We start from the raw sequence: 20,442 nt of genomic DNA, 5'->3' as shown, positions 1-20,442 counted from the left end.
CTTCGGGCGCCCCTCTTTCATTTAACAGCGAAATACCATGCCCATGTCTAAAGACGTCGTACATGAGCGAGGCACGCTCATGGATCATTTCCATCGCCAGCGCCAAAGCGGCCAGCATGGCGATGCCGCGGCTTGTCTGGAACGTGCGCTGCAAACCCCCGAATACCGTCCTGAAGCCTTGATCTGGAAAGGTATTCAAGCGCTGCAGGAACAACGCCCCACCCACGCATTCATCTACCTCACCAGTGCCGCCAATGCGCTGCCCGACCGGGCTGACGTTCGTGCACTTGTAGGTCGCAGCATTCTCGCCCAGCAGCAGCCCGCGCTCGCTGCACGGCAACTGACCGCTGCCTGGCAACAGATGCCCGCCGACCCGGCGTTGCGCATCATGCTCTGGCAAGTCCGCAGTAAAACCGAAACCCCCGAAAAACTGCGCAAGCAGATCCTCGCCCGCCTGCCGGAAATCACTGACCCTAAAGAGCTGCACCTGGTGCTGAGCCTGCTGGCCACCCAGCCCAACCCGCTGGCCAGCGTGGGCGTAGTGACCTATGAGGTTGAAACCGGTGAGGTCCAAGGTTGGGCCGTGGATCTTAGAAATCCTGGATCGGTCGTTGGCCTGAGCATTATCAATGCCGGGCAAAGCACTCAATGTGCGGCCGACAAACCTCACCCGCTGCTGACCCAGGCGGGCTTTCCGGCTGCCCATGGTGGCATTCAGGAAATCATCCGCGATGCGGCACTCACGCTGGACGTGCAGTTCAGCGACGGTACGCCCTTGCTGGGCAGCCCGCTGTTGAATCAGCCGCCTTTCGTGTCACCGGTGCAAGTGGGCAAGACCCGCAGCCGCCAAGAGCCGGTCGATATCCTGGTGCCGGTGTATGACGGTTATGAAGAAACCCTCGAGTGTCTGAACAGCGTCATCCGCAGTCGGGGTGCGAACCGCACGGCGCATCGTCTGGTGGTACTGGATGATGTCACCCCCAATGCCCAGCTACGCGAGGCGCTGCTGGCCATGGCCGCCGCCGGCGACATCGAGCATGTGATCAACCCGGTGAACCTGGGCTTTATCCGCAACGTCAATCGCGGCATGGCCCTGAGTCCGGAGCGCGACGTGGTATGGCTCAACGCCGATACCCGCGTGCACGGTGACTGGCTGGATCGCCTGCGCGCGGTCGCCTACAGCGACAAAGGCATTGCGTCGGTGACGCCGTTTACCAATAACGGCGAGCTGATGAGCTTTCCCGAAAGCCGGGTCAGCCACCCCATGCCCACCGCCGAGCAACAGGCACACCTGGACGATCTGGCGCGCCAGACCGATAGCCCGGCCATGGAAATCGAGACCGGTTGTGGCTTTTGCCTGTACATCAAGCGTCGCGCCATCGTCGAGGTCGGTTATCTCGACGAGGTGCACCTGATGCGCGGCTACGGTGAAGAAACCGATTGGTGCCTGCGCGCCCGTAGCCATGGCTGGCGACACATGGGCGCGCCCAATGTGTTTGTGGCGCACCAGGGCGGTGCGTCGTTTGGCGACGAAAAGATCATTCGTGTGGCGTACAACAACGCCATTCTCAGAAAGCGTTATCCGGATGCTTCGGCGCGGTATAGCGCTTTTTGTTTGAGAGACACTATAAAACCGGCACGGCAGGCGCTACAACGTGCTCGTCTTGGTGAGCTAAGCGATCACATCGCGACACATCCAGAGAGACGATGGCCTAAGACGGGCTTGAAACAGCTACATCTGCACACTGGCAAACTCGATGACATGCCACTGAGCCTCATCTGGCGATATGAAAACCAGCAGGTCTGGGTAACGCTTCAAGCGAACCTACAACCGCTTGCTTTTAGTCTTGACTACCTCTGGCCTTCTGAACATGAGCGCTTATTAGAGGACCTTAAAATCCTCCCGATTGATGAGATTTTTTATCAGCAACTGAACAGTTGCCCTCGCTTATTACTCGATTTACCTCATCAGTTAGGTAAGCCGTATCGTGTTGTTTGCCGAGACGATCAGTTGTTGAAGTCAGACAGTTCGTATGACTGGTCTGCTTTTGCACAATTGGCAAGCAGCGTCCAGCTTCCTTTTAAAGCTTTGCAAAAGCGCTACGCTACAGCACTGCCAACCGTAAAGTTTTCTGTTGGTAAACAGCACAGATTCGTTGCGGCAGCCAAAAACACCTCCAGTGTGCTATTGATTGCAGATGAGTTGCACAGTGCCGAACTGGCGCATCAATGGCTTGAGCTAGGTCGTCGCATCACTCGTGAAAAATTACCCATACAACTGTTGACCTACGGAAACAGTCCTTGGAGTAAAGCCTTGGTAGCCACTGGTGCAGTTCATGCCTTACCTAATGTTCAAGGCCTTGATGCTGTTGAGTGTATGCTGCTTTCTGGCTGCAAGGCAGCGATAAGCCTAGAGTGCAATCCAGACGCTGATTGGAATGCACCGGCTCTGGCTAGCGAATTATGCGTACCGTTATATGCTCCGCCAGGCACATTTACAAATGAGGCCGGCGCAATTTCTTTTAAACTGCTACCTCTTTCTCTGGGCCAGGTCTGATGCCAAATGAAGTCTTGAACAAGCCCAACGCAGGCGAAAACTCTACTTTCAATGGCGCCATTACAGGCCTGTACGGGGATGTGCTGCAGGGGTGGGCGTTCAACAGTGCACAACCAGACCAGCGCCTGATCATAGATATTTGTATCGACGGCGCCAGTGTTGCTTTGGTGCGAGCTGACCAGTTCCAGCCCAATGCTCAAGCGGGTGACCAGTTTCATGGCTTCAGTGCGCAGCTTCAACAGCACTGGCTTGAGGGTGCTACACGTATCAGCGCCATGGTCGCTAACCAGGACCATTGGCTCGATGGTCAATTGCAGATACCTGTTTTGCCGAGTAAGGAGCCAGCACCTGTAGCGGCTATCGTTTGGCATAGCGGCGGACTGCGTATTGGCGGATGGTCATGGGATCCACAAGCGCCACAGCGACATGTCCAAGTTACAGTGCGTGAAAGTAATAAAGTACTTGGTAGGATATTTTGCGATAAGCATCAGCAATCACTCAGCTACCGCAGCAGTAGCGATCATGGATTTGTTTTTGACCTCCCATGGTCATTGGCTGACGGGAAACTACACATCATAGATGTTGAAAATGATTTGGGACAGCCTTTAGCTGGCAGCCCAATCAAGGTGTGCTGCTGGCCCGAAGGGCTGGAAGGCTTGCTGCACCAGTATGACCAGATTCCAGATGAGCAGACCATGACACTGCTCACTCAAGTGGCAAAAGAACAAGCATTGTACTTACCCAAGAGCGCAGGCTTCGGGCATTACCCTCAATGGTTCGAACTCTTTCAACACAATGCCCCGCCGAAAAACCGGCCATCTCAAGGTAAACTGGGTCTGTTGTTGATCAGTGAGGGCGATATTGCATTAGAAAGCATCAGTCTGGGCAGTCTGCGTAGCCAGAGACCAATGCAGTACCAGATCGCCAAGGGCTCGGCCGAAGACATCCTGCCTGCGCTGGCCCATCTGCTCAAAGATGGGTGCGACCGTATCGTGCCACTGTTTGATGGTGACCGGCTGGGCGTCAATGCACTTGAGCATTTAAGCGGTTTGCTCGACAACGGCAATGCTTGGGCATATGCCGACTGCGACCGTGACGGTTCACATGGCGAACGAAGTCTGCCTTGGTTCAAGCCGGTTTGGGACATTGACCTGTTTATCGGCGCCGATATCTTTACGCCCGGAGCGATCTTCAGTTCAACCATCCTCAATCAGGCATTGGCTCTATTGACCCCACTTGATGGACTGAAGTCACTTAACTGGCATTACCTGCTTGCCGGTATCGCACTGGCAACTGAAATGAGCCATGCCCGCGTAGCGCATCTGCCACAGGTCTTGTATCACCGCCATCATCTGGCTCCGGCCAGTCCTGAAGAGGCGGCAGCCTCAATGGACCGTCACCAAGCCATAGCCTGGTTGTGCCAGTGTCTGACTCCGGGCGCGCTGGTAAGGGCCTTGCCTAAGTATCCAGCTTTGCTGCATGCACAATGGCCGCTACCAGCCGAGCTGCCAAAAGTCAGTCTAATCGTTCCCACGCGAGATCAAGTTGGACTGTTGCGCACTTGTATCGACGGCTTGTTAAAAAACACCGACTATCCGAATCTAGAAATCATCGTTGTCGACAATCAATCTAGCGATCCGGCCACGCTGAGTTATTTAGACGCATTGCCTGCTCAAGGAGTAAAAGTGCTGCCTTACCCGCAGCCCTTTAATTACTCGGCCATCAATAATTACGCAGCAGATCATGCGACTGGCGAGCTGCTTGGTTTGGTCAACAACGACATCGAGATTATCGAAGCGGGCTGGCTGAAAGAGATGGTCAGTCAGCTGCTACGCCCGAATGTGGGGGCTGTTGGGGCCAAGCTGTTATGGCCTAATCGTATGGTTCAACATGGTGGTGTTGTAGTGGGAGTCAATGGGCTGGCTGCGCACACAGGCAACAACCTTGAGCAACAGGACCCAGGCTACCTGGGAATGAATCAGATTACACGCCGACAAAGTGCCGTAACAGCAGCTTGCCTATTGTTACGAGCATCCATCTTTGACGCAGTGGATGGACTGGACGAGCGCGCCTTTCCGGTGGCTTTCAATGATGTAGATTTGTGTCTGCGCATTCAGCAACTAGGTTTACATTTGATCTGGACGCCTTTTGCACAACTGATTCACGCTGAGTCAGCGAGCCGAGGTAAGGATCAAATCCCAGAAAAACGCGCTCGTGCATCACGCGAACAGCAAGGGTTTATTGAGCGCTGGTCGCACGTTGGTCAGAATGATTTGTATTATCACCCAGCCCTTAGTTTGGACTACCTGAGTGGTCCTTACGGCGGCTTGGCAATACCGTGCCGGCCGCTTAAGGTCAGGGCCGGTAAGGCATTGGTTCAGACCAAACGGTAATTTTATGAAAATTAACATATTCCATATTAACGAAACCTTGACCTGCAAATAATGAATCATGCTGATGACGCGAACAGTAACAAACAGGAACTTCATGTGGGCAGCAACCCTCATGCGAAGGGATGGTATGTGCTGTTGTGCAAAGCAAAGCAGGATCATGTGGCTGAAGAAAATCTGATGCGGCAGGGATTCACATGTTATCGGCCGGAAGTCATCGAGACAACCAATGGAAAACCGGTAAAAAAATCGCTTTTTCCTGGTTACATATTCGTTTTTTTAAGTAGAAATCAAGATTGGTCCCCTATTCGCTCGACCAAAGGTATCCAGCGTTTTGTTCAGTTTGGAGTCGAGCCTAAAAGTGTTTCTGCAACGATTATAGACGAAATCAAAAAACGATTATCTGGATTTGCGTTGAGTCAAACCACAAGCTGCAGTAGAGAACACTACTCTGTATGGCTTGAAGAAATATTCAAAGAAGCTGACTCATTGACGAGGACATGCCTCTTGATCAAGCTTATGCAGAAAACGATGTAACGGTTGATACACCACATGCCACGATCCTTAATAGGCTGACACAGCAAACCTGGAATCGTGATGAAAATAGGCACCGTCGTCAAGAATGCACGCTAAATCTTGGGGCGGTAGCGTGCCGAAAACTGAACAGTAAGAGTCTTACAAGAGTACTTCATGAAAAATACCATTTTGGTGACGGGGGGAGCCGGATACATTGGCTCACATGCAGTATTGGCACTGTTGGAAGCTGACCACCAGGTCGTAGTGCTTGACAATCTAAGCAATAGCTCTTCGTCATCACTGGAAAATCTCTACAAAATCACAGGAAAGAAACCTGTTTTTTTTGAGGGCGATATTTCTGATGAAAAACTTTTGGGTTGTATATTTGAAAAATATAAGATTGACAGCGTTTTTCATTTTGCTGGACTCAAAGCAGTAGGTGAAAGTGTCAGTGAGCCTGTCATCTATTATGAAAACAATGTGGTTGGCACATTGCGTCTTTTGAAATGCATGGCAACCAATAATGTTTTCAAATTCATCTTCAGTTCTTCAGCTACCGTTTATGGAGAACCCGCTCATATGCCCATCAGCGAAAGTTCGCCCACAGGAAAGCCCACCAACCCTTATGGTCGAACAAAGTTGATCATTGAGGAAATGCTTGGTGATTTCAGTGCTGCTGACCCGCGCTGGAGCATTGCCATTTTAAGGTACTTTAATCCTATTGGCGCACATGAAAGTGGGCAGATTGGCGAAAACCCCAAGGGAACGCCCAACAACCTTCTTCCTTATATCAGTCAAGTGGCGGTTGGGAAAAGAAAAGAATTAACTATTTTTGGCAATGACCATGCAACACACGATGGTACCGGTGTGCGGGATTACATCCATGTGGTGGACTTAGTCGATGGACATATACGTGCCCTTAAATTTATAAGCAATGAGTCGGGTATACACACATGGAACTTGGGCACTGGTCGTGGCTACAGTGTGCTTGAAATTGTAAATGCTTTTGAAAAAATAGCAGAGAAGCAGATACCCTATCGTTATGCTGAGCGCAGATTTGGTGACATTGCAGCATCATGGGCTGATGCTCAAAAGGCCGCACGTGAATTAAAATGGACAGCCATAAGAACTTTAGACGACATGATACTCGATACGTGGCGATGGCAGAGTAACTACCCGGAAGGGTATCCAGAGATTCAATAACATCCTGATGAGCCGTAATCTTTCAAGGAAAATTTTGTGAAACCATCCAAAACCATCACCACAAACAAAGCTATTCCAACAAGCGCTGTCAGTACTCCAGTCGCCAAGCCAAAGAATGTCGTTACATCACCACCCGTTGTCATAAACAACATTCAGAAAAAGCCAGAATCGATTATCCCTGTGAATGGTGGCACAGAGATCCTTATAAAGGTCGATGAAGCCTTTATAAAGAATGGTGAGATGACCGTTATTGCATGGTCAACGCATACACAGCTGAATTTCTGCATAGCCTCGCCTGACGAAGCCATTCCGTGCGAGACATTGTTAGTCGAAAGACCGGATGTTTTGGCGCTGATTGGGAAAAGTCAACCTGTAAAAGGCTATGTCATTAAAACAAAAGTGACGACGGAGCAATCAGTTAAGCCATTATTTTTGACATTTAACATTAGCGGCACTGTATATGTTTCGCCAATAACGCTTGATTGCAAAATTGAAAATCTAGAATTAGTTGATTCAAAAAAATCTAAAGCGCACATTGATTTTTGCGGTGCGATAACAAAAAAGTTTGGTGTCCTTGCAGGCTGGTGTATTGCCAAACCTGGTGTTATAACATGGTTGATGGATAGCAAGGGAAATAAAAAAGACATAAGTCAATGTCTGAGATTTCATCGTGATGATATTACTCGAATTTTTTCTGATGAATATGCTTCGCACACAATATACTCAGGCTTTGTGACTAATTGGCCATATCCACAGGATCCAGAAGACTTATTGGCCATCGTTGAAGAGGATAAGGGTGTTTTTAAAAAAATCACTTTAAACAGATGGACTCCTATTTCAAACGATCCTGTTAGCTACGCCAAATATGCTTTTCAAGTTCCAACACCAGCCCAAGACTTTAACTATCGCTTGGACAGTTGGGAAGGTGAAGCGATCAGTACTTTAATCGAAGAGCGAAACGCAGCTCATCGGCTTTCGGAAATTGACCCTGTTGTTTGGAAGTTTGGTGTTCAAAAAAAGGAAGATATTAAATACAGTATTATCATTCCATTGTATGGTCGCTGGGATTTTATAGAACATCAACTCAATGAGTTCTCTAAAGACAGAGCATTCTATGAAAATGTCGAGATTGTCTATGTTTTCGATGATCCTGCACTCATTACGCCTGTGGTTAACGAAGCAGAAAACCTGCTAAAACTGTATGGGATCCCATTTACTTTTGTATGGGGACACCGTAATCGAGGTTTTTCTGGCGCTAATAACCTCGGGGTAAAATACTCTCATGGAGAGTATTTGATTCTCTTGAACAGTGATGTGTTCCCGACACACACCGGTTGGGTTGAGCAACTGTGCAATGCCCTCGAAGCCAATCAAGACTATGGCATTATTGGTGCGAAGTTGCTATTCCCGGACGGTGGCCTCCAGCATGGGGGAATGGAGTTTGTTTATTCTCAAAGCTGGTCCGTTTGGCTCAACAAACATCCGCTTGCCGGGTTGGACCCAAATATTGATAGCTCTAAAGATCTGATGGAAAAGCCCGCAGTAACGGGTGCCTGTATGGCAATCAGCAGAGCTACCTATATAAAAATTGATGGGTTTGACGAAGGTTATTTGATCGGTGATTTCGAAGACTCTGATCTGTGTATGAAAATACATGCTGAAGGTCTAAGAATTGGCTATTTGCCTTCTGTAGTGCTTACTCACTTGGAACGTCAGTCGTTCACATTACTTGGTGACACATCATTTAGAACCCTGGTCGTTCGTTACAATGCTTGGCGTCATAGCAAGAAATGGGGCAATGATATTAAAAACCTTATGACAGATATCGAGGCTAAGTAATAATTATGAGTAATCACCGTGTATTGGTTCTAGCGCATGGCCATCCTGATTTTAACTTGGGAGGTGGTGAGATTGCGGCCTATAACCTGTTCAAGGCTTTTAAAAATAATCCAGATGTAGAAAAAGCCTGGTTTATTGGTCGCGTAGACCGTGGCAATGGTGCAACTGGTGCGTTCAGCACACGCCGTGAGGATGAGTATCTTTGGGAGCAGTCGTTAGGAGATTCTTTTTTAATTAAAGCAGCTAATCCCTATTCGGTCTGGCACAGTTTCAGAGCCATGATTAGAGCCCTGAAGCCGACTAAAGTTTATGCGCATCACTACTTTCACCTAGGGCTTGAATACTTTAGAATCATCAAGCAAGAGCTCCCTGATGCAGAGTTGATTGTTACACTTCACGAATACATGGCCATTTGTCACCAGCAAGGCCAAATGGTTAAGGCAGGAACTAATAAGCTGTGCACTGAATCATCGATCGATGATTGTCACCGTTGCATACCGAGTTTTAGCCGAGAGCAGTTCTGGTTGAGAGAGCAGTTTATCAAGAACCATTTTGAATTTGCTGACCACTTTGTTTCGCCCTCTGAATTCCTTCGTCAGCGATATATCGCCTGGGGCATCGACCCTAACAAAATAACTGTAATTGAAAATGGTCAGGATGAATGTTTGCCTGCACCGCCGAGGCCAATAACATCTCCCCATCGTAATCGATTTGGTTTTTTTGGTCAGATTAATCAGTTCAAAGGTGCAGACCTTCTGCTGGAGGCCATTAGTCGTTTGTCCCCAAAAGAGCGGAAAAAGTTGGTAGTTGAATTTCATGGTGCAAATCTCGAGCATCAGTCGCATGAATTTCAACGTCGTATTAAAGACATGATGGATCCGTTGATTGCTGAAGGGTGCGTACGATGGGCAGGCCCTTATCAAGCAAGCCAACTTAAAAATAGAATGTCTAAAGTCGACTGGGTTATCGTGCCGTCGATCTGGTGGGAAAACTCGCCTATGGTTATTCAAGAGGCCTTTATTTACGGCCGGCCTGTGATCTGCGCAAATATTGGTGGTATGGCAGAGAAGGTAAAAGACGGTGTTGATGGTCTTCATTTTGAAGCAAGAAACTCTATCGATCTTGCCGAAGTTTTATTGAGCGCGGCTACGGCAGAAGGGCAATGGGAGACACTGCACAGTAATATCGTGAAACCCATCAGCTATACTGATTGCGCAAAAGTTCATTTAGATCTGTTACAGCGTCCGAATAATTTGGCAAAAATTAATGTGGTATCATTAGCCCCGTCAATTGCCTGAGTTAAGCTTATGATAGTAGAGCCTTTTCCTGTGTTACTCATACTAAAATTATCAGGCATTAGCGCTCTAACTATCAACATGGAGTTAGTATGAAAAAAATATTTACATTTGGTCTTAATGAGTCGATTCCTGCTTCTGCAAGCATTGGTACAAAGGAACTGTACAATCTTGTTGGTCATAATACTGGTAATCTTGCATTTCACTATGCGATCAATCGTTTAATAAATACGGTTCCTCGTACAGTTTCTTGGAGCTCAAGTGCAGAGCAAATTAACCTCATGGGCGACATTGGCATTATGCCTTGTGCGAATCAGCTAGGCAGCCATATGAATATGGGGGGGCTAGCTAACACATTTAAAAATTTGAAAACTAATATGTTGGCCATTGGTTTAGGCGCACAAGGTGGCGTGGGCCATGACGATATACCGGTTCTTCCTCAAGGTACACTATCTTGGCTTGAGGAATTAGTTGCTCGAGCTGCATCTGATAAGCCTAACATTACAGTAAGGGGCGACTATACTCTTAAGGTTATGGAGCATTACGGATTCGGTGATAAAGCTATTTCGATGGGCTGCCCTTCCCTTTTAATAAATAAGTCTAGGAACTTGGGTGAGCAATTAGAAGAGCGCTATAAGTCTAACTATCAAAAAGTTGCCATTGCATCAGGTCATCCTAACTGGAAAGCGCTTAGTGCTATTGAAGCATCGCTTGTTAGGATTATGGAAGATACACACGGCATGTACATTGTACAAGCCACTGATGAAGCAGTAGCTTTGTCGCGAAATGATTTCGATCTAGTTAATCCAGCTTACATTTCAAAGCTTAAATCTTATCTAAAATTAAATCTTGATGACGCTCAGTTTACACAATGGATCAGGAAGTATTTTATATCGTTTTACAATATTCCTGCTTGGATGGAATATTTAAAACGATTTGATTTTATAGTTGGAGCACGGATTCATGGCGTTATGCTTGCTATCCAAGCAGGTGTTCCTGGTCTTTGCATCGCTCATGATTCAAGAATTCGAGAGCTGTGCGAAAAAAGTAAAATACCGTACGTTATGGCTGATCAGATCAAAGATGGTATAACCCTTAATGATTTAAAAACGCTTTCTGAGTTTGACGGAAAAGCATTTGATAAAAATCGTGAAACCATTGCAGAACAATACAAAATGTTTTTTGCAAACAATGGGGTTTCTATTCGCTAGCTAGATGCTAAGCGACATATATCTTACTGTGAGGAAGAACTATGAAGCTGTCTGGTAAAGAAGCGTTTGAAATTGCTAAATGCAATCCTAATAGGTTAATGCAATCCTGGGCAAAGGACCTTCCTGATTACCCAACGGTTCCTCATACTGGGAAATTCAAGCTTCCTGCCAAGGGGAATTTTTTCACTATCGGATCTTGTTTTGCAAGAAACATTGAAAATGCTTTAAGAAATAGTGGAGTATCTATACTCAGCAGTGTTCCGCCATTGCCAGGAGAATATTACGAAATAGGAGGCGACGCTCGCACAGGCTACCAAAATGTTTACACACCAGGCTCTGTACTGGAAGCAGTAAGCCTTTGCTCTGCCGAGAATACGCACCACTCAATTTTCGGATCGAACGATAAATACTTTGACTTATTAACGTCTGGTTTAGCCCCGTTGGAACTCGATGCAGTAAATAGTATCCGAGACGGATTAGTCGCTACTTATAAAAAACTCCCTCAAGCAGATGTTGTTATAATTACACTTGGATACAATGAGTCTTGGTTGTATAAACCTCAAAACACCTATATAAATCGCACGCCTTCCCACGTCAGCTTAAGACGTAGTATTGAAGACTTTGAGTTTGAGTTGCTGGGTTACAATGAGTGCCTGTCTTTAGTAAAAAGATCACTAGAGATTATTCACGATCTTTCGCCCAAGTGTAAAATCATCCTAACTGTATCTCCAGTACCGCTAAGCGCAACTTTCACAGATAAAAGTGTTGTTGTTGCCAATCAATTGTCAAAATCAACATTGCGTACTGTTGCTTCAGCGCTGGCTGAAAATTTTGAATATGTAGACTATTTCCCAAGTTACGAAATTATCATGAACTCAGAACGATGCAAGACTTTTCTGGAGGATGGTATTCATGTTAAGTCTGAGCCTGTAAGTAACGTCATAGCTCAATTCAAATCAGTTTACTTCAGTTAATTGGTTTATAGAAAGCATGGTGATGCTTTTAAGTTTCATCATGCCTTCACTTGAAATGTCTTGATTTAAGTTTTATTTTGCAAATTGCAAGGCTTCAATTCTTGAGAGATTAACTTTGTATTTCTAGGGTGCGCGCCATGCCTACTTCATTTAAGCTTTCTTTTTTTCTATTATTACTTTCTTCTTCAGGATTAGCACAAGCAAAAGACACTGGTGTTCGAATTTCTGTCACAAATGATACAGAAGAAACCGTATTTGATTGGAGTCAAGATAAATGCTCCGATGAAAACATTCCAGACTCCCCCGCTCGTGCTTTCAAGTCAGCAGATGGGCAGGTTTATCTTTACGCAACTCACTATGTTAATGTGCCGTTAGTAGGGGCCTCATTAAAAAAAGTTAAGCCTGTATGCAGCAATATCTTTACTGCATCCATGGATCCTGACCCAGAACGTTATAATGCTCGGATATGGCTTCAGTCATTTTATACCGAAAATAATGGCAAAACTGTTTATAGCCTAGGCAGCTCTGACTACCATGCATCTTGGTTTAATAAGTGCCCTGATGAAAATGCAAGAAACAAAGGCTGCTGGTGGAGCTCGATAGTCTTAGCGCGTTCTGATGACGGGGGTAGGAGCTTTATTACTGCTCAACCTCCTAAACATATCGTAGCCCGATCGCCTAATTATTTTTCTACTGATTCAAAAGAGCCATCCGGGTTTTTTACAACTTCAAACATATTCAAAAAAGACCAATACTACTATTCGTTTTTTTATTCGGGTAAAAACAAAGATCAGCCCAAAGGTAATTGCCTTGCTCGTACATCTGATCTAAATGATGCTTCTTCTTGGCGTGCATGGGATGGAAAAGATTTCAATCAACAATTTGCCACTTCGCCTAATAAGTCTTTAGATAGTAGTCAGAGCCAATGTAAGGTTATTGAATCCTTGCCTTACAAAATAAGAAGCCTTGTGTGGCACGAGGCAAGTAAAAAATACATTGCTGTATTTGAAGATGTCAAAAAAGACAAAAGCATAGATCATGGTATGGAGGTTAGCTTTAACTATTCTTGGTCTGAAAACCTATTTGACTGGAGCAAACCCATCACAATAATATCCGTAAAAAAATCGGATACTTGTCGCAAACCTCAAGTTTCAGCAGCCTACCCATCGATAATAGACGAGGATTCTACAGATCCTAATTTTGGTACCGTAGGCAATAGTGCTTACCTCTACTATACCCGATTCAACTTATCAGATGGGTGTCGCTTAACGCTTGACCGAGACTTGGTCAGGGTGCCGGTCAGCATTAATTAATATTCAATTAATAACTATTTATAGGTATTGCATGATCCTAGTCACAGGCGGAGCCGGCTTCATCGGCTCAAACTTCGTTCTCCAGTGGTGCGCTCGCAACGGTGAGCCGGTCATCAACCTCGATGCCCTGACCTACGCCGGCAACCTGGCCAATTTGCAGTCGCTGGAAGGCAACGAGCAGCACCATTTCGTGCAGGGCAATATCGGCGACGCCGACCTGCTGGCCAGGCTGTTCGCCGAGCACAAGCCACGTGCCGTGGTTCATTTTGCCGCCGAATCGCACGTCGACCGCTCCATCACTGGCCCCGAAGCTTTCGTCGAAACCAACGTGATGGGCACTTTCCGCCTGCTGGAAGCGGCTCGCGCGCACTGGAATGGCCTGCAAGGCGAAGAGAAAGCGGCGTTCCGCTTCCTGCACGTGTCCACCGACGAGGTGTATGGCACGCTCAGCGCGACCGATCCGGCATTCACTGAAACCACGCCCTACGCGCCCAACAGCCCTTACTCGGCAAGCAAGGCGGCCAGTGACCACCTGGTACGTTCTTACCACCACACCTACGGCATGCCGGTGCTGACCACCAACTGCTCGAACAACTACGGTCCGTTCCACTTCCCCGAGAAGTTGATCCCGTTGATGATCGTCAACGCACTGGCCGGCAAGGCGCTGCCTGTCTATGGTGACGGCCAGCAGATCCGCGACTGGCTGTATGTCGAAGATCACTGCTCGGGCATCCGCCGTGTGCTGGAAGCCGGCACCCTGGGCGAGACCTACAACATCGGTGGCTGGAACGAAAAGGCCAACATCGACATCGTGCGCACCCTCTGCGCGCTGCTCGATGAAATGGCGCCGGCCACTGCCCGCAAAGTCATCAACCAGAAGACCGGCGAGCCGGTACAAGGCTATGCCGAGCTGATCACCTACGTCACCGATCGCCCCGGCCACGACCGTCGTTATGCCATCGATGCCCGCAAGATCGAGCGCGAGCTGGGCTGGAAGCCGGCAGAAACCTTCGACACCGGTATCCGCAAGACCGTGGAGTGGTACCTGGCTAACCAGGAATGGGTTACTGGCGTCATGGATGGCAGCTACCGTGACTGGGTCCAGAAGCAATACGAGGTCACGCCAGCGTGAAAATCCTCTTGCTCGGCAAAAATGGCCAGGTGGGCTGGGAACTGCAGCGTGCCCTGGCGCCGCTGGGTGACGTGATTGCGCTGGACCGTCAGGGCGGCGAAGGCCTATGTGGCGACCTGGCTGACCTGGAAGGGTTGGCCGCCACGGTGCGCAAGATCGCGCCAGACGTGATCATCAACGCAGCGGCCTACACCGCCGTGGACAAGGCCGAGACCGAAACGGAACTGGCCGATGTGATCAACGGCCAGGCCCCGGGCGTGCTGGCCCGCGAGGCCGCGGCGCTGGGCGCCTGGCTGGTGCATTACTCCACCGACTACGTGTTCGACGGCAGCGGCGAGCAGCGCTGGGAAGTCGACGCACCGACCGGCCCGCTGTCGTCCTATGGTCGCAGCAAGCTGGCTGGCGAGCAGGCGATTGCCGCCAGTGGTGCCAAGGCCATCGTGCTGCGCACCAGCTGGGTGTACGCCGCACGCGGTCATAACTTTGCCAAGACCATGCTGCGCCTGGCCAAGGAACGCGACACGCTGAATGTGGTGGCCGACCAGTTCGGTGCCCCGACCGGTGCCGAGCTGATTGCCGATGTGACCACCCACATTCTGCGGCAGATTTTCGCTGCCCAGAACGCAGCAGCCCTGAGCGGTGTCTATCACCTCGCGGCAGCCGGTGAGACCTCCTGGCACGGCTTTGCCCGCTTTGTGCTGGAGCATGCCGAGCGTAATGGCGTGGTGTTGAAGGTTGCCCCCGATCAGGTTGGCGCGATCAGTACCGAACAATACCCGGTACCGGCCCCACGCCCGCGCAATTCGCGCCTGGCATTGGGTAAACTCGAAACCACTTTTCAACTGAAGATGCCGCTCTGGCAACAGGGCGTACAACGTATGCTGGACGAAACCCAGCAATAAGGACTGACTCAATGGCTCGTAAAGGCATCATTCTGGCTGGCGGTTCAGGCACTCGCCTGCACCCGGCCACCCTGGCAGTGTCCAAGCAACTGCTGCCGGTGTACGACAAGCCGATGATCTACTACCCGCTCAGCACCTTGTTGCTGGCCGGTATCCGCGACATCCTGATCATTTCCACGCCGCAAGACACCCCGCGCTTTCAGCAACTGCTGGGCGACGGTAGCCAGTGGGGACTGAACCTGAGCTATGCAGTGCAGCCAACACCGGACGGCCTGGCACAGGCGTTTACCATCGGTGCCGACTTTATCGGCAACGATCCGTCGGCCCTGGTGCTGGGCGACAACATTTTCTACGGCCATGACTTCCAGTCGTTGCTGCTCAATGCCGACAAGCGTGAGTCCGGCGCGTCGGTATTCGCGTACCACGTTACCGACCCTGAACGTTATGGCGTGGCCGAGTTCGACGACAGCGGCCGTGTACTGTCGCTGGAAGAAAAACCCAAGGCGCCGAAATCCAGCTATGCCGTTACCGGCCTGTATTTCTACGACAACCAGGTCGTCGACCTGGCACGTGATCTGAAGCCTTCGCCCCGCGGCGAGCTGGAAATCACCGACCTGAACATCCTGTACCTCGAGCAGAAGCAACTGAACGTCGAGATCATGGGCCGTGGCTATGCCTGGCTCGACACCGGTACCCACGACAGCCTGCTCGAAGCCGGTCAGTACATCGCCACACTGGAGCGCCGTCAGGGCCTGAAAGTCGCTTGCCCTGAAGAGATCTGCTTCCGTGCCGGCTGGATCGATGCCGAACAAGTGGAGCGCCTGGCGCAGCCGCTGCTCAAGAACGGCTACGGCCAATACCTGAAGAACCTGCTCAAAGAAAAGGTGTTTTGATGCAAGCCACTCCTCTGGCCATCGCTGAAGTCGTGCTGTTTACCCCCAAGGTATTCGGTGACGAGCGTGGTTTTTTCTACGAGAGCTTCAACGCACGCGCCTTCAAGGACGCCACAGGGCTTGAGCCGGACTTCGTCCAGGACAACCACTCGCGCTCGGTGAAAGGCGTGCTGCGCGGCCTGCACTATCAGTTGAACCCGCATGCGCAAGGCAAACTGGTGCGTGTGGTGCAGGGCGAGGTGTTTGACGTGGCGGTGGACATTCGCCGCTCGTCGCCTACGTTCGGCAAATGGGTGGGCGCGCTGCTGTCGGCGCAGAACAACAACCAGTTGTGGATTCCGCCAGGCTTTGCCCATGGGTTCATCACCCTGAGCGACACGGCCGAGTTTCTATACAAGACTACTGATTTCTATTCGACAGAATGCGAGCGCTGCATTGCCTGGAATGATCCGGAAATCGGGATCGAATGGCCACTGGACTGTACGCCGCAGCTGTCGGGCAAGGACCAGTTGGGTGTGGCGTTGAAGGGTGCAGACTTGTTCGACTGATCGGTCTGAAAAGGCGGAGCGTGCTTTTAGCGCGCTCCGGTTTTAACGCAGACTCATTCAGTCGTCTGCCTTCCACTGCTCCGCTTGCGAGCGATGCACCATGCGCAGCAGTGCATCATCCCTGCCTTGCTCTTCGGCCAATACATAGTCAGGCATCTGATTTTTTCTGATCAGGGTGCGCAGCATGCGATTGAACCCGTTGCGCGGGCTTTCGCTGCCACTGCGTTCGTAAAGTAATCCGAAGCTCCAGCATGCAGAGTTTTTGCCGGCCGTTTTACGGGCCAGGCGGTAAAGAAAGCGTGCCACACCGCTTTCGAGCTGAAAATAGTTCGGATTGACCGCCAGCACGTCTGGTTGATGCCCATTGGTGATCTCTTCATACATCCAGTCAGCTATCCGGAATGCCAGGCTCTCGATCGTTTTGGTTTTCGCGTGGCTGATGACCTTGAACGGGCCTATCAGGTTCTCACCTTCGGTGATGAGCTTGGATGTACCCTTCACGTTACGCACACGCTCGATTTTGACTTGGGTCGTGCTCAGGCGATCCAGCGCCCCGATGACAGCTGCTCTCTGATGCCCACCGTCCTCCTTGCCGCAGAACGTCAGCACATCTTTGATGGTAGGCCTGAAAATCTGCCCGGGCTTCTTGCCCTTGCCTTCTCGAAAACGATTCATGGCCTCGGTCAGGTGCGATGCGGCCATGAGGACGAGATCGTAGTCATAGACGGATGCCATGCCCAGCGGCCCTGAAACCACTCGTACAAACCCGTCGGGCAAGTGGTAGGTAATGGTGGTATTCGCGCGCTTGATGTTCTTCGATAAGCGAAATATAGCCACGTCCATGACCAGCCGACTATCCCGGCAACTTGCTTCATAGATCATGGGGCAGTAGTCATCTGGCTGCAGCTGTGTAGCTTTTTTCCGCGACTTCCTGGCGGCAGGTGGAGCCGTTTCATCTGCTTCAGGGATCGTTGCTACAGGTGCCGCCAGCCTCTTGGCCTGCTTTGCCACGGGCATCGTGCTTTCCAGTGCATCGTCCTTCACTTTTCTGGATTTGATGTCTTCGATGCGCTTGGCGTTGCGGCTGGTCGGCATGCGTGAATCCGTCACAAAGTGGCCGCCGCTGAATTACGGCGCTTGGGATGATAGGAGGTTTGGCGCCGAGGTAAAACAGCGAGGTCATTTCTGGAGGTGTGTGTGAATTACGGAAAAGACACACTTTGAGGCTGCCTGGCCCAGGTTTTAAAGGCTTGCATGGGCGCAAACACCGCTGAAAACCGTAATTCAGACACGGGAGAGCCACCCTCGGTTAAAAACCGTAATTCACACACCGAAGGCCGTAATTCACGCACGGTTTTCCGTAATTCACACACGACTTACCGTAATTCACACACTCACCCACAGGCTTATAAACAGGCTCAACCCCTTGATCTGTAAGGCCTGAAGCGAGTTATTCACATAGCCCAAAACTATATAAAACTGTTTAAAAACTCTTAAAACTGCTGAGCAGGGAAAAAACGCAGGCCGGGACGCTGACTCAGGGCCTGCTGGCGAGTGCACGTCATCCTTGGCGAGGCCGTGTCTGAAAAAGCCGTACCGGGCGGGTGTGTAAAGTACATAAAAAGGGCTGTTTTGCTGGTTCTTGCTACATCCATCAGGCGCTTGGCCCCCGCATTTACAGGGCTTTCAGCGTTTCGACCGCACATTTCATGTACTTTACACACCGCCCTGCAGGCCGCTGCATCAGCCACCAACGCCGTGTTTTCGCAGCCCTACGGATGGGTGATTTACGCCTTCCCCCATGCTTTCACCCGCTTCATAACCCCCACGGTCTTCCGAAGGCCTGCAAATACGGGGTTTCGGTCGGTCCTTGAGACGGCTTTGCGTAAATTACCCATCGCTTGCGCTGCTTGGCTTTGCCGGCATTCCGGCAGAGCCCCCTCCCACTGGGCAGGGCGGGTAATCTCCTACACGCTCCAGTAAGAAATATCCCGTAATTCACACACACGTCCTGCAACACGCGTTGCCGCGCTCTGATTTTTTCTTACCGTACAAGCGCCTACCATCGTGCGCTGCCCGTTCTTGCTGGCATGTTTTTCACGATGGAAGCTTTGCCATGCCGACCGACGAGCGACTTCGCCCGCTTTACCTGAGACACCCCTTGCCGATGGACCCGACTGTGCCGTACGAGCCGACCGAGCGCCCGGCTGGCCATCAGCCGCTGCAGCCCGTGGAAGCCGGGTATTGGTTGCACGAGCCGTTGCTCTACGACGATGACATCGACGGCGTGCCGATCACTTACGTCATGGGCGCCAATTACCATCCGCCGATGGAGTACCTGGCCGAGAGGTTTCTGTCCAGGGCGCCTCTGGGCCTTACCACGCCGATCCGGTTCACGCTGAATGATGGTTACCTTGAGCTGTCGGCCGGGTTTCATGGCATGGCCCTGGTCGAGGACTACGCCATCGTGAAACTGGCGCGCTCATGCTTGACCGAGGCAACAAGGGCGTATCGCAAGGACGGCAGCGTGCGGCCCGCGCAGACTGTGGTGATGCCTCTGGAGGCCGTGCTGGACCTTTACCGCCAGAACCACGGCGATTACGCCGACAACGCGCTGAGCAACGCCTTGCAGCGCCTGAGCACGACGTTTCTGAAGACTGAGCGCAAGTTTATGAGCAAGCGGGTGCCGCAGACGGTTGTGCTTCATGCGAGCCTGATCAAGGCGTTCAGGGTGACGCGTTGCCCGCAGACCAAAGACATCCTGTGCCTGGAGATCCAGGTGGCTGACCAGATGTACAGGGATGTTGTGGGGACGATGGGCAGGAGGTCGTAAGCGCTTATAGTCAGAAAGGTGTTTGTGTTCACACCTGTTCCTGTTTTTTTTATTACGTGGGTACGCCGCAAAGCCCCGTATTTACTGATTGTTCGCAGCGTTCTGACTGTTCCTGTGGCGTTCAGGTTCCTGTGAATGATGCTTTCAGATCTGGACGTTCTGACCTCAGAGATCCTTCTCATGAAATGTGCCTGTGATTTCAAAACGGCGGGAACATTGGGAATGCAAGGAAAAGCCAATGTTTACGGGGGGATTGGCATGTGTTCGTCATTCCCGTCACGATTTTGTTGGGTACAATTGGCGAAGCTCCGACTCAACACGAACAGCCCTACACCTGCAGGCACGTTTTCAGACAGCCTGAATACGGCTGGCCCGGTTGCACGTCATGGTGATGCCCGGTATGGTTTCCGCCAAGCCATGGTAAATCCCATGGCCGGGTGTGGAAGCCCGAATAGACAGAGGCGCAACAGCGCCCAGACCACGACTGAGAGCGCTTTTTTTGCGTCTGAGGTTTCGTGCTATGGCGGCTGTGCGTTGGAGGCTTCGGCCTGCCGGTTTCCTTTGTCACCGGTCTTCCACACCTTCGCACAGCTGCCACCCTTCATGTGGAAGTGAAGCCAGCAGCTCTATCTGACGAAGGAGCTACATCAATGCCTACCCATAGTCCGTCCAGAATCCGTGCTTTTGCTCATCGCCGCATGGCCCTGAGTGCACTGCACGCCGATTCATCCCTTGCTACACGCCTGGCCCGCTACAACCGCCACATGGCCCGCGCTCGCGCCTTTGAACAGGCCGAGGGGACTCAGCCATGCCCGGATTGCGTCGTCTCGACCTGA

General features: G+C 50.6%; 16 protein-coding genes. 15 read left to right on the top strand and 1 reads right to left on the bottom strand.

The annotated features are described in order from the left end of the window. The first annotated feature begins 79 nt into the window (after positions 1-79). The 13 genes from ASF84_RS04835 (at position 80) to rfbC (ending at position 16,773) form a co-directional block, all read left to right on the top strand. Entirely contained in the window at positions 80-2,557 is a 2,478-nt protein-coding gene (locus tag ASF84_RS04835) for a glycosyltransferase family 2 protein (RefSeq protein ID WP_056835813.1), read from the top strand. Then, positions 2,557-4,950, top strand: coding sequence for a glycosyltransferase family 2 protein (locus ASF84_RS04830; protein WP_056835811.1), 2,394 nt, complete (start codon positions 2,557-2,559; stop codon positions 4,948-4,950). The genes ASF84_RS04835 and ASF84_RS04830 overlap by 1 nt, the downstream gene beginning before the upstream one ends. 96 nt (positions 4,951-5,046) lie before the next feature. Then, entirely contained in the window at positions 5,047-5,484 is a 438-nt protein-coding gene (locus tag ASF84_RS28350) for a transcription termination/antitermination NusG family protein (RefSeq protein ID WP_161959198.1), read from the top strand. Positions 5,485-5,637: 153 nt separating this feature from the next. Continuing rightward, positions 5,638-6,666: a UDP-glucose 4-epimerase GalE gene (gene galE / locus ASF84_RS28345; protein WP_082481345.1), complete on the top strand. Its 1,029-nt coding sequence runs from the start codon at positions 5,638-5,640 to the stop codon at positions 6,664-6,666. A gap of 36 nt (positions 6,667-6,702) precedes the next feature. Continuing rightward, the gene (locus ASF84_RS28340; RefSeq protein WP_156684150.1) at positions 6,703-8,505 is read left to right on the top strand and encodes a glycosyltransferase family 2 protein; all 1,803 of its coding nucleotides are present in this window, start codon (positions 6,703-6,705) and stop codon (positions 8,503-8,505) included. A 5-nt stretch (positions 8,506-8,510) separates the two neighbouring features. Further along, positions 8,511-9,803: a glycosyltransferase family 4 protein gene (locus tag ASF84_RS28335; RefSeq protein WP_082481341.1), complete on the top strand. Its 1,293-nt coding sequence runs from the start codon at positions 8,511-8,513 to the stop codon at positions 9,801-9,803. An 89-nt stretch (positions 9,804-9,892) separates the two neighbouring features. Then, positions 9,893-11,011 (top strand): polysaccharide pyruvyl transferase family protein, encoded by a 1,119-nt coding sequence (locus ASF84_RS28330; RefSeq protein WP_082481339.1) that lies wholly within the window; start codon positions 9,893-9,895, stop codon positions 11,009-11,011. A gap of 41 nt (positions 11,012-11,052) precedes the next feature. Then, complete coding sequence (locus ASF84_RS28325) at positions 11,053-11,985, top strand: GSCFA domain-containing protein (RefSeq protein ID WP_082481337.1); 933 nt, start codon at positions 11,053-11,055, stop codon at positions 11,983-11,985. Between the two features lie 137 nt (positions 11,986-12,122). Next, the gene (locus tag ASF84_RS28955; RefSeq protein WP_156684149.1) at positions 12,123-13,298 is read left to right on the top strand and encodes a hypothetical protein; all 1,176 of its coding nucleotides are present in this window, start codon (positions 12,123-12,125) and stop codon (positions 13,296-13,298) included. A 31-nt stretch (positions 13,299-13,329) separates the two neighbouring features. Beyond that, positions 13,330-14,430: a dTDP-glucose 4,6-dehydratase gene (gene rfbB / locus ASF84_RS04815; RefSeq protein ID WP_056835805.1), complete on the top strand. Its 1,101-nt coding sequence runs from the start codon at positions 13,330-13,332 to the stop codon at positions 14,428-14,430. Then, entirely contained in the window at positions 14,427-15,332 is a 906-nt protein-coding gene (gene rfbD, locus ASF84_RS04810) for a dTDP-4-dehydrorhamnose reductase (RefSeq protein WP_056835804.1), read from the top strand. Before rfbB ends, rfbD begins: the two co-directional genes overlap by 4 nt. Positions 15,333-15,343: 11 nt before the next feature. Further along, positions 15,344-16,225 (top strand): glucose-1-phosphate thymidylyltransferase RfbA, encoded by an 882-nt coding sequence (gene rfbA / locus ASF84_RS04805; RefSeq protein WP_056835802.1) that lies wholly within the window; start codon positions 15,344-15,346, stop codon positions 16,223-16,225. Next, the gene (gene rfbC, locus ASF84_RS04800; RefSeq protein WP_056835800.1) at positions 16,225-16,773 is read left to right on the top strand and encodes a dTDP-4-dehydrorhamnose 3,5-epimerase; all 549 of its coding nucleotides are present in this window, start codon (positions 16,225-16,227) and stop codon (positions 16,771-16,773) included. Before rfbA ends, rfbC begins: the two co-directional genes overlap by 1 nt. Before the next feature lie 57 nt (positions 16,774-16,830). On the opposite strand, the gene ASF84_RS04795 is transcribed toward rfbC, so the two are convergent. After that, positions 16,831-17,868: a replication initiator protein A gene (locus ASF84_RS04795; protein WP_056835798.1), complete on the bottom strand. Its 1,038-nt coding sequence runs from the start codon at positions 17,866-17,868 to the stop codon at positions 16,831-16,833. A gap of 1,021 nt (positions 17,869-18,889) precedes the next feature. Here ASF84_RS04795 and ASF84_RS04790 point away from each other — a divergent pair. Together ASF84_RS04790 and ASF84_RS28320 are read left to right on the top strand one after the other, a co-directional pair. After that, entirely contained in the window at positions 18,890-19,606 is a 717-nt protein-coding gene (locus tag ASF84_RS04790; RefSeq protein WP_056835797.1) for a replication initiator protein A, read from the top strand. Positions 19,607-20,256: 650 nt separating this feature from the next. After that, entirely contained in the window at positions 20,257-20,442 is a 186-nt protein-coding gene (locus tag ASF84_RS28320) for a hypothetical protein (RefSeq protein ID WP_082481335.1), read from the top strand.

Source organism: Pseudomonas sp. Leaf127, from assembly GCF_001423155.1.
In the GTDB taxonomy this organism is placed as follows: domain Bacteria; phylum Pseudomonadota; class Gammaproteobacteria; order Pseudomonadales; family Pseudomonadaceae; genus Aquipseudomonas; species Aquipseudomonas ovata.
The sequence above is the reverse complement of the archived record's forward strand: the minus strand, read 5'-3'. Positions and strand labels throughout refer to the sequence as shown.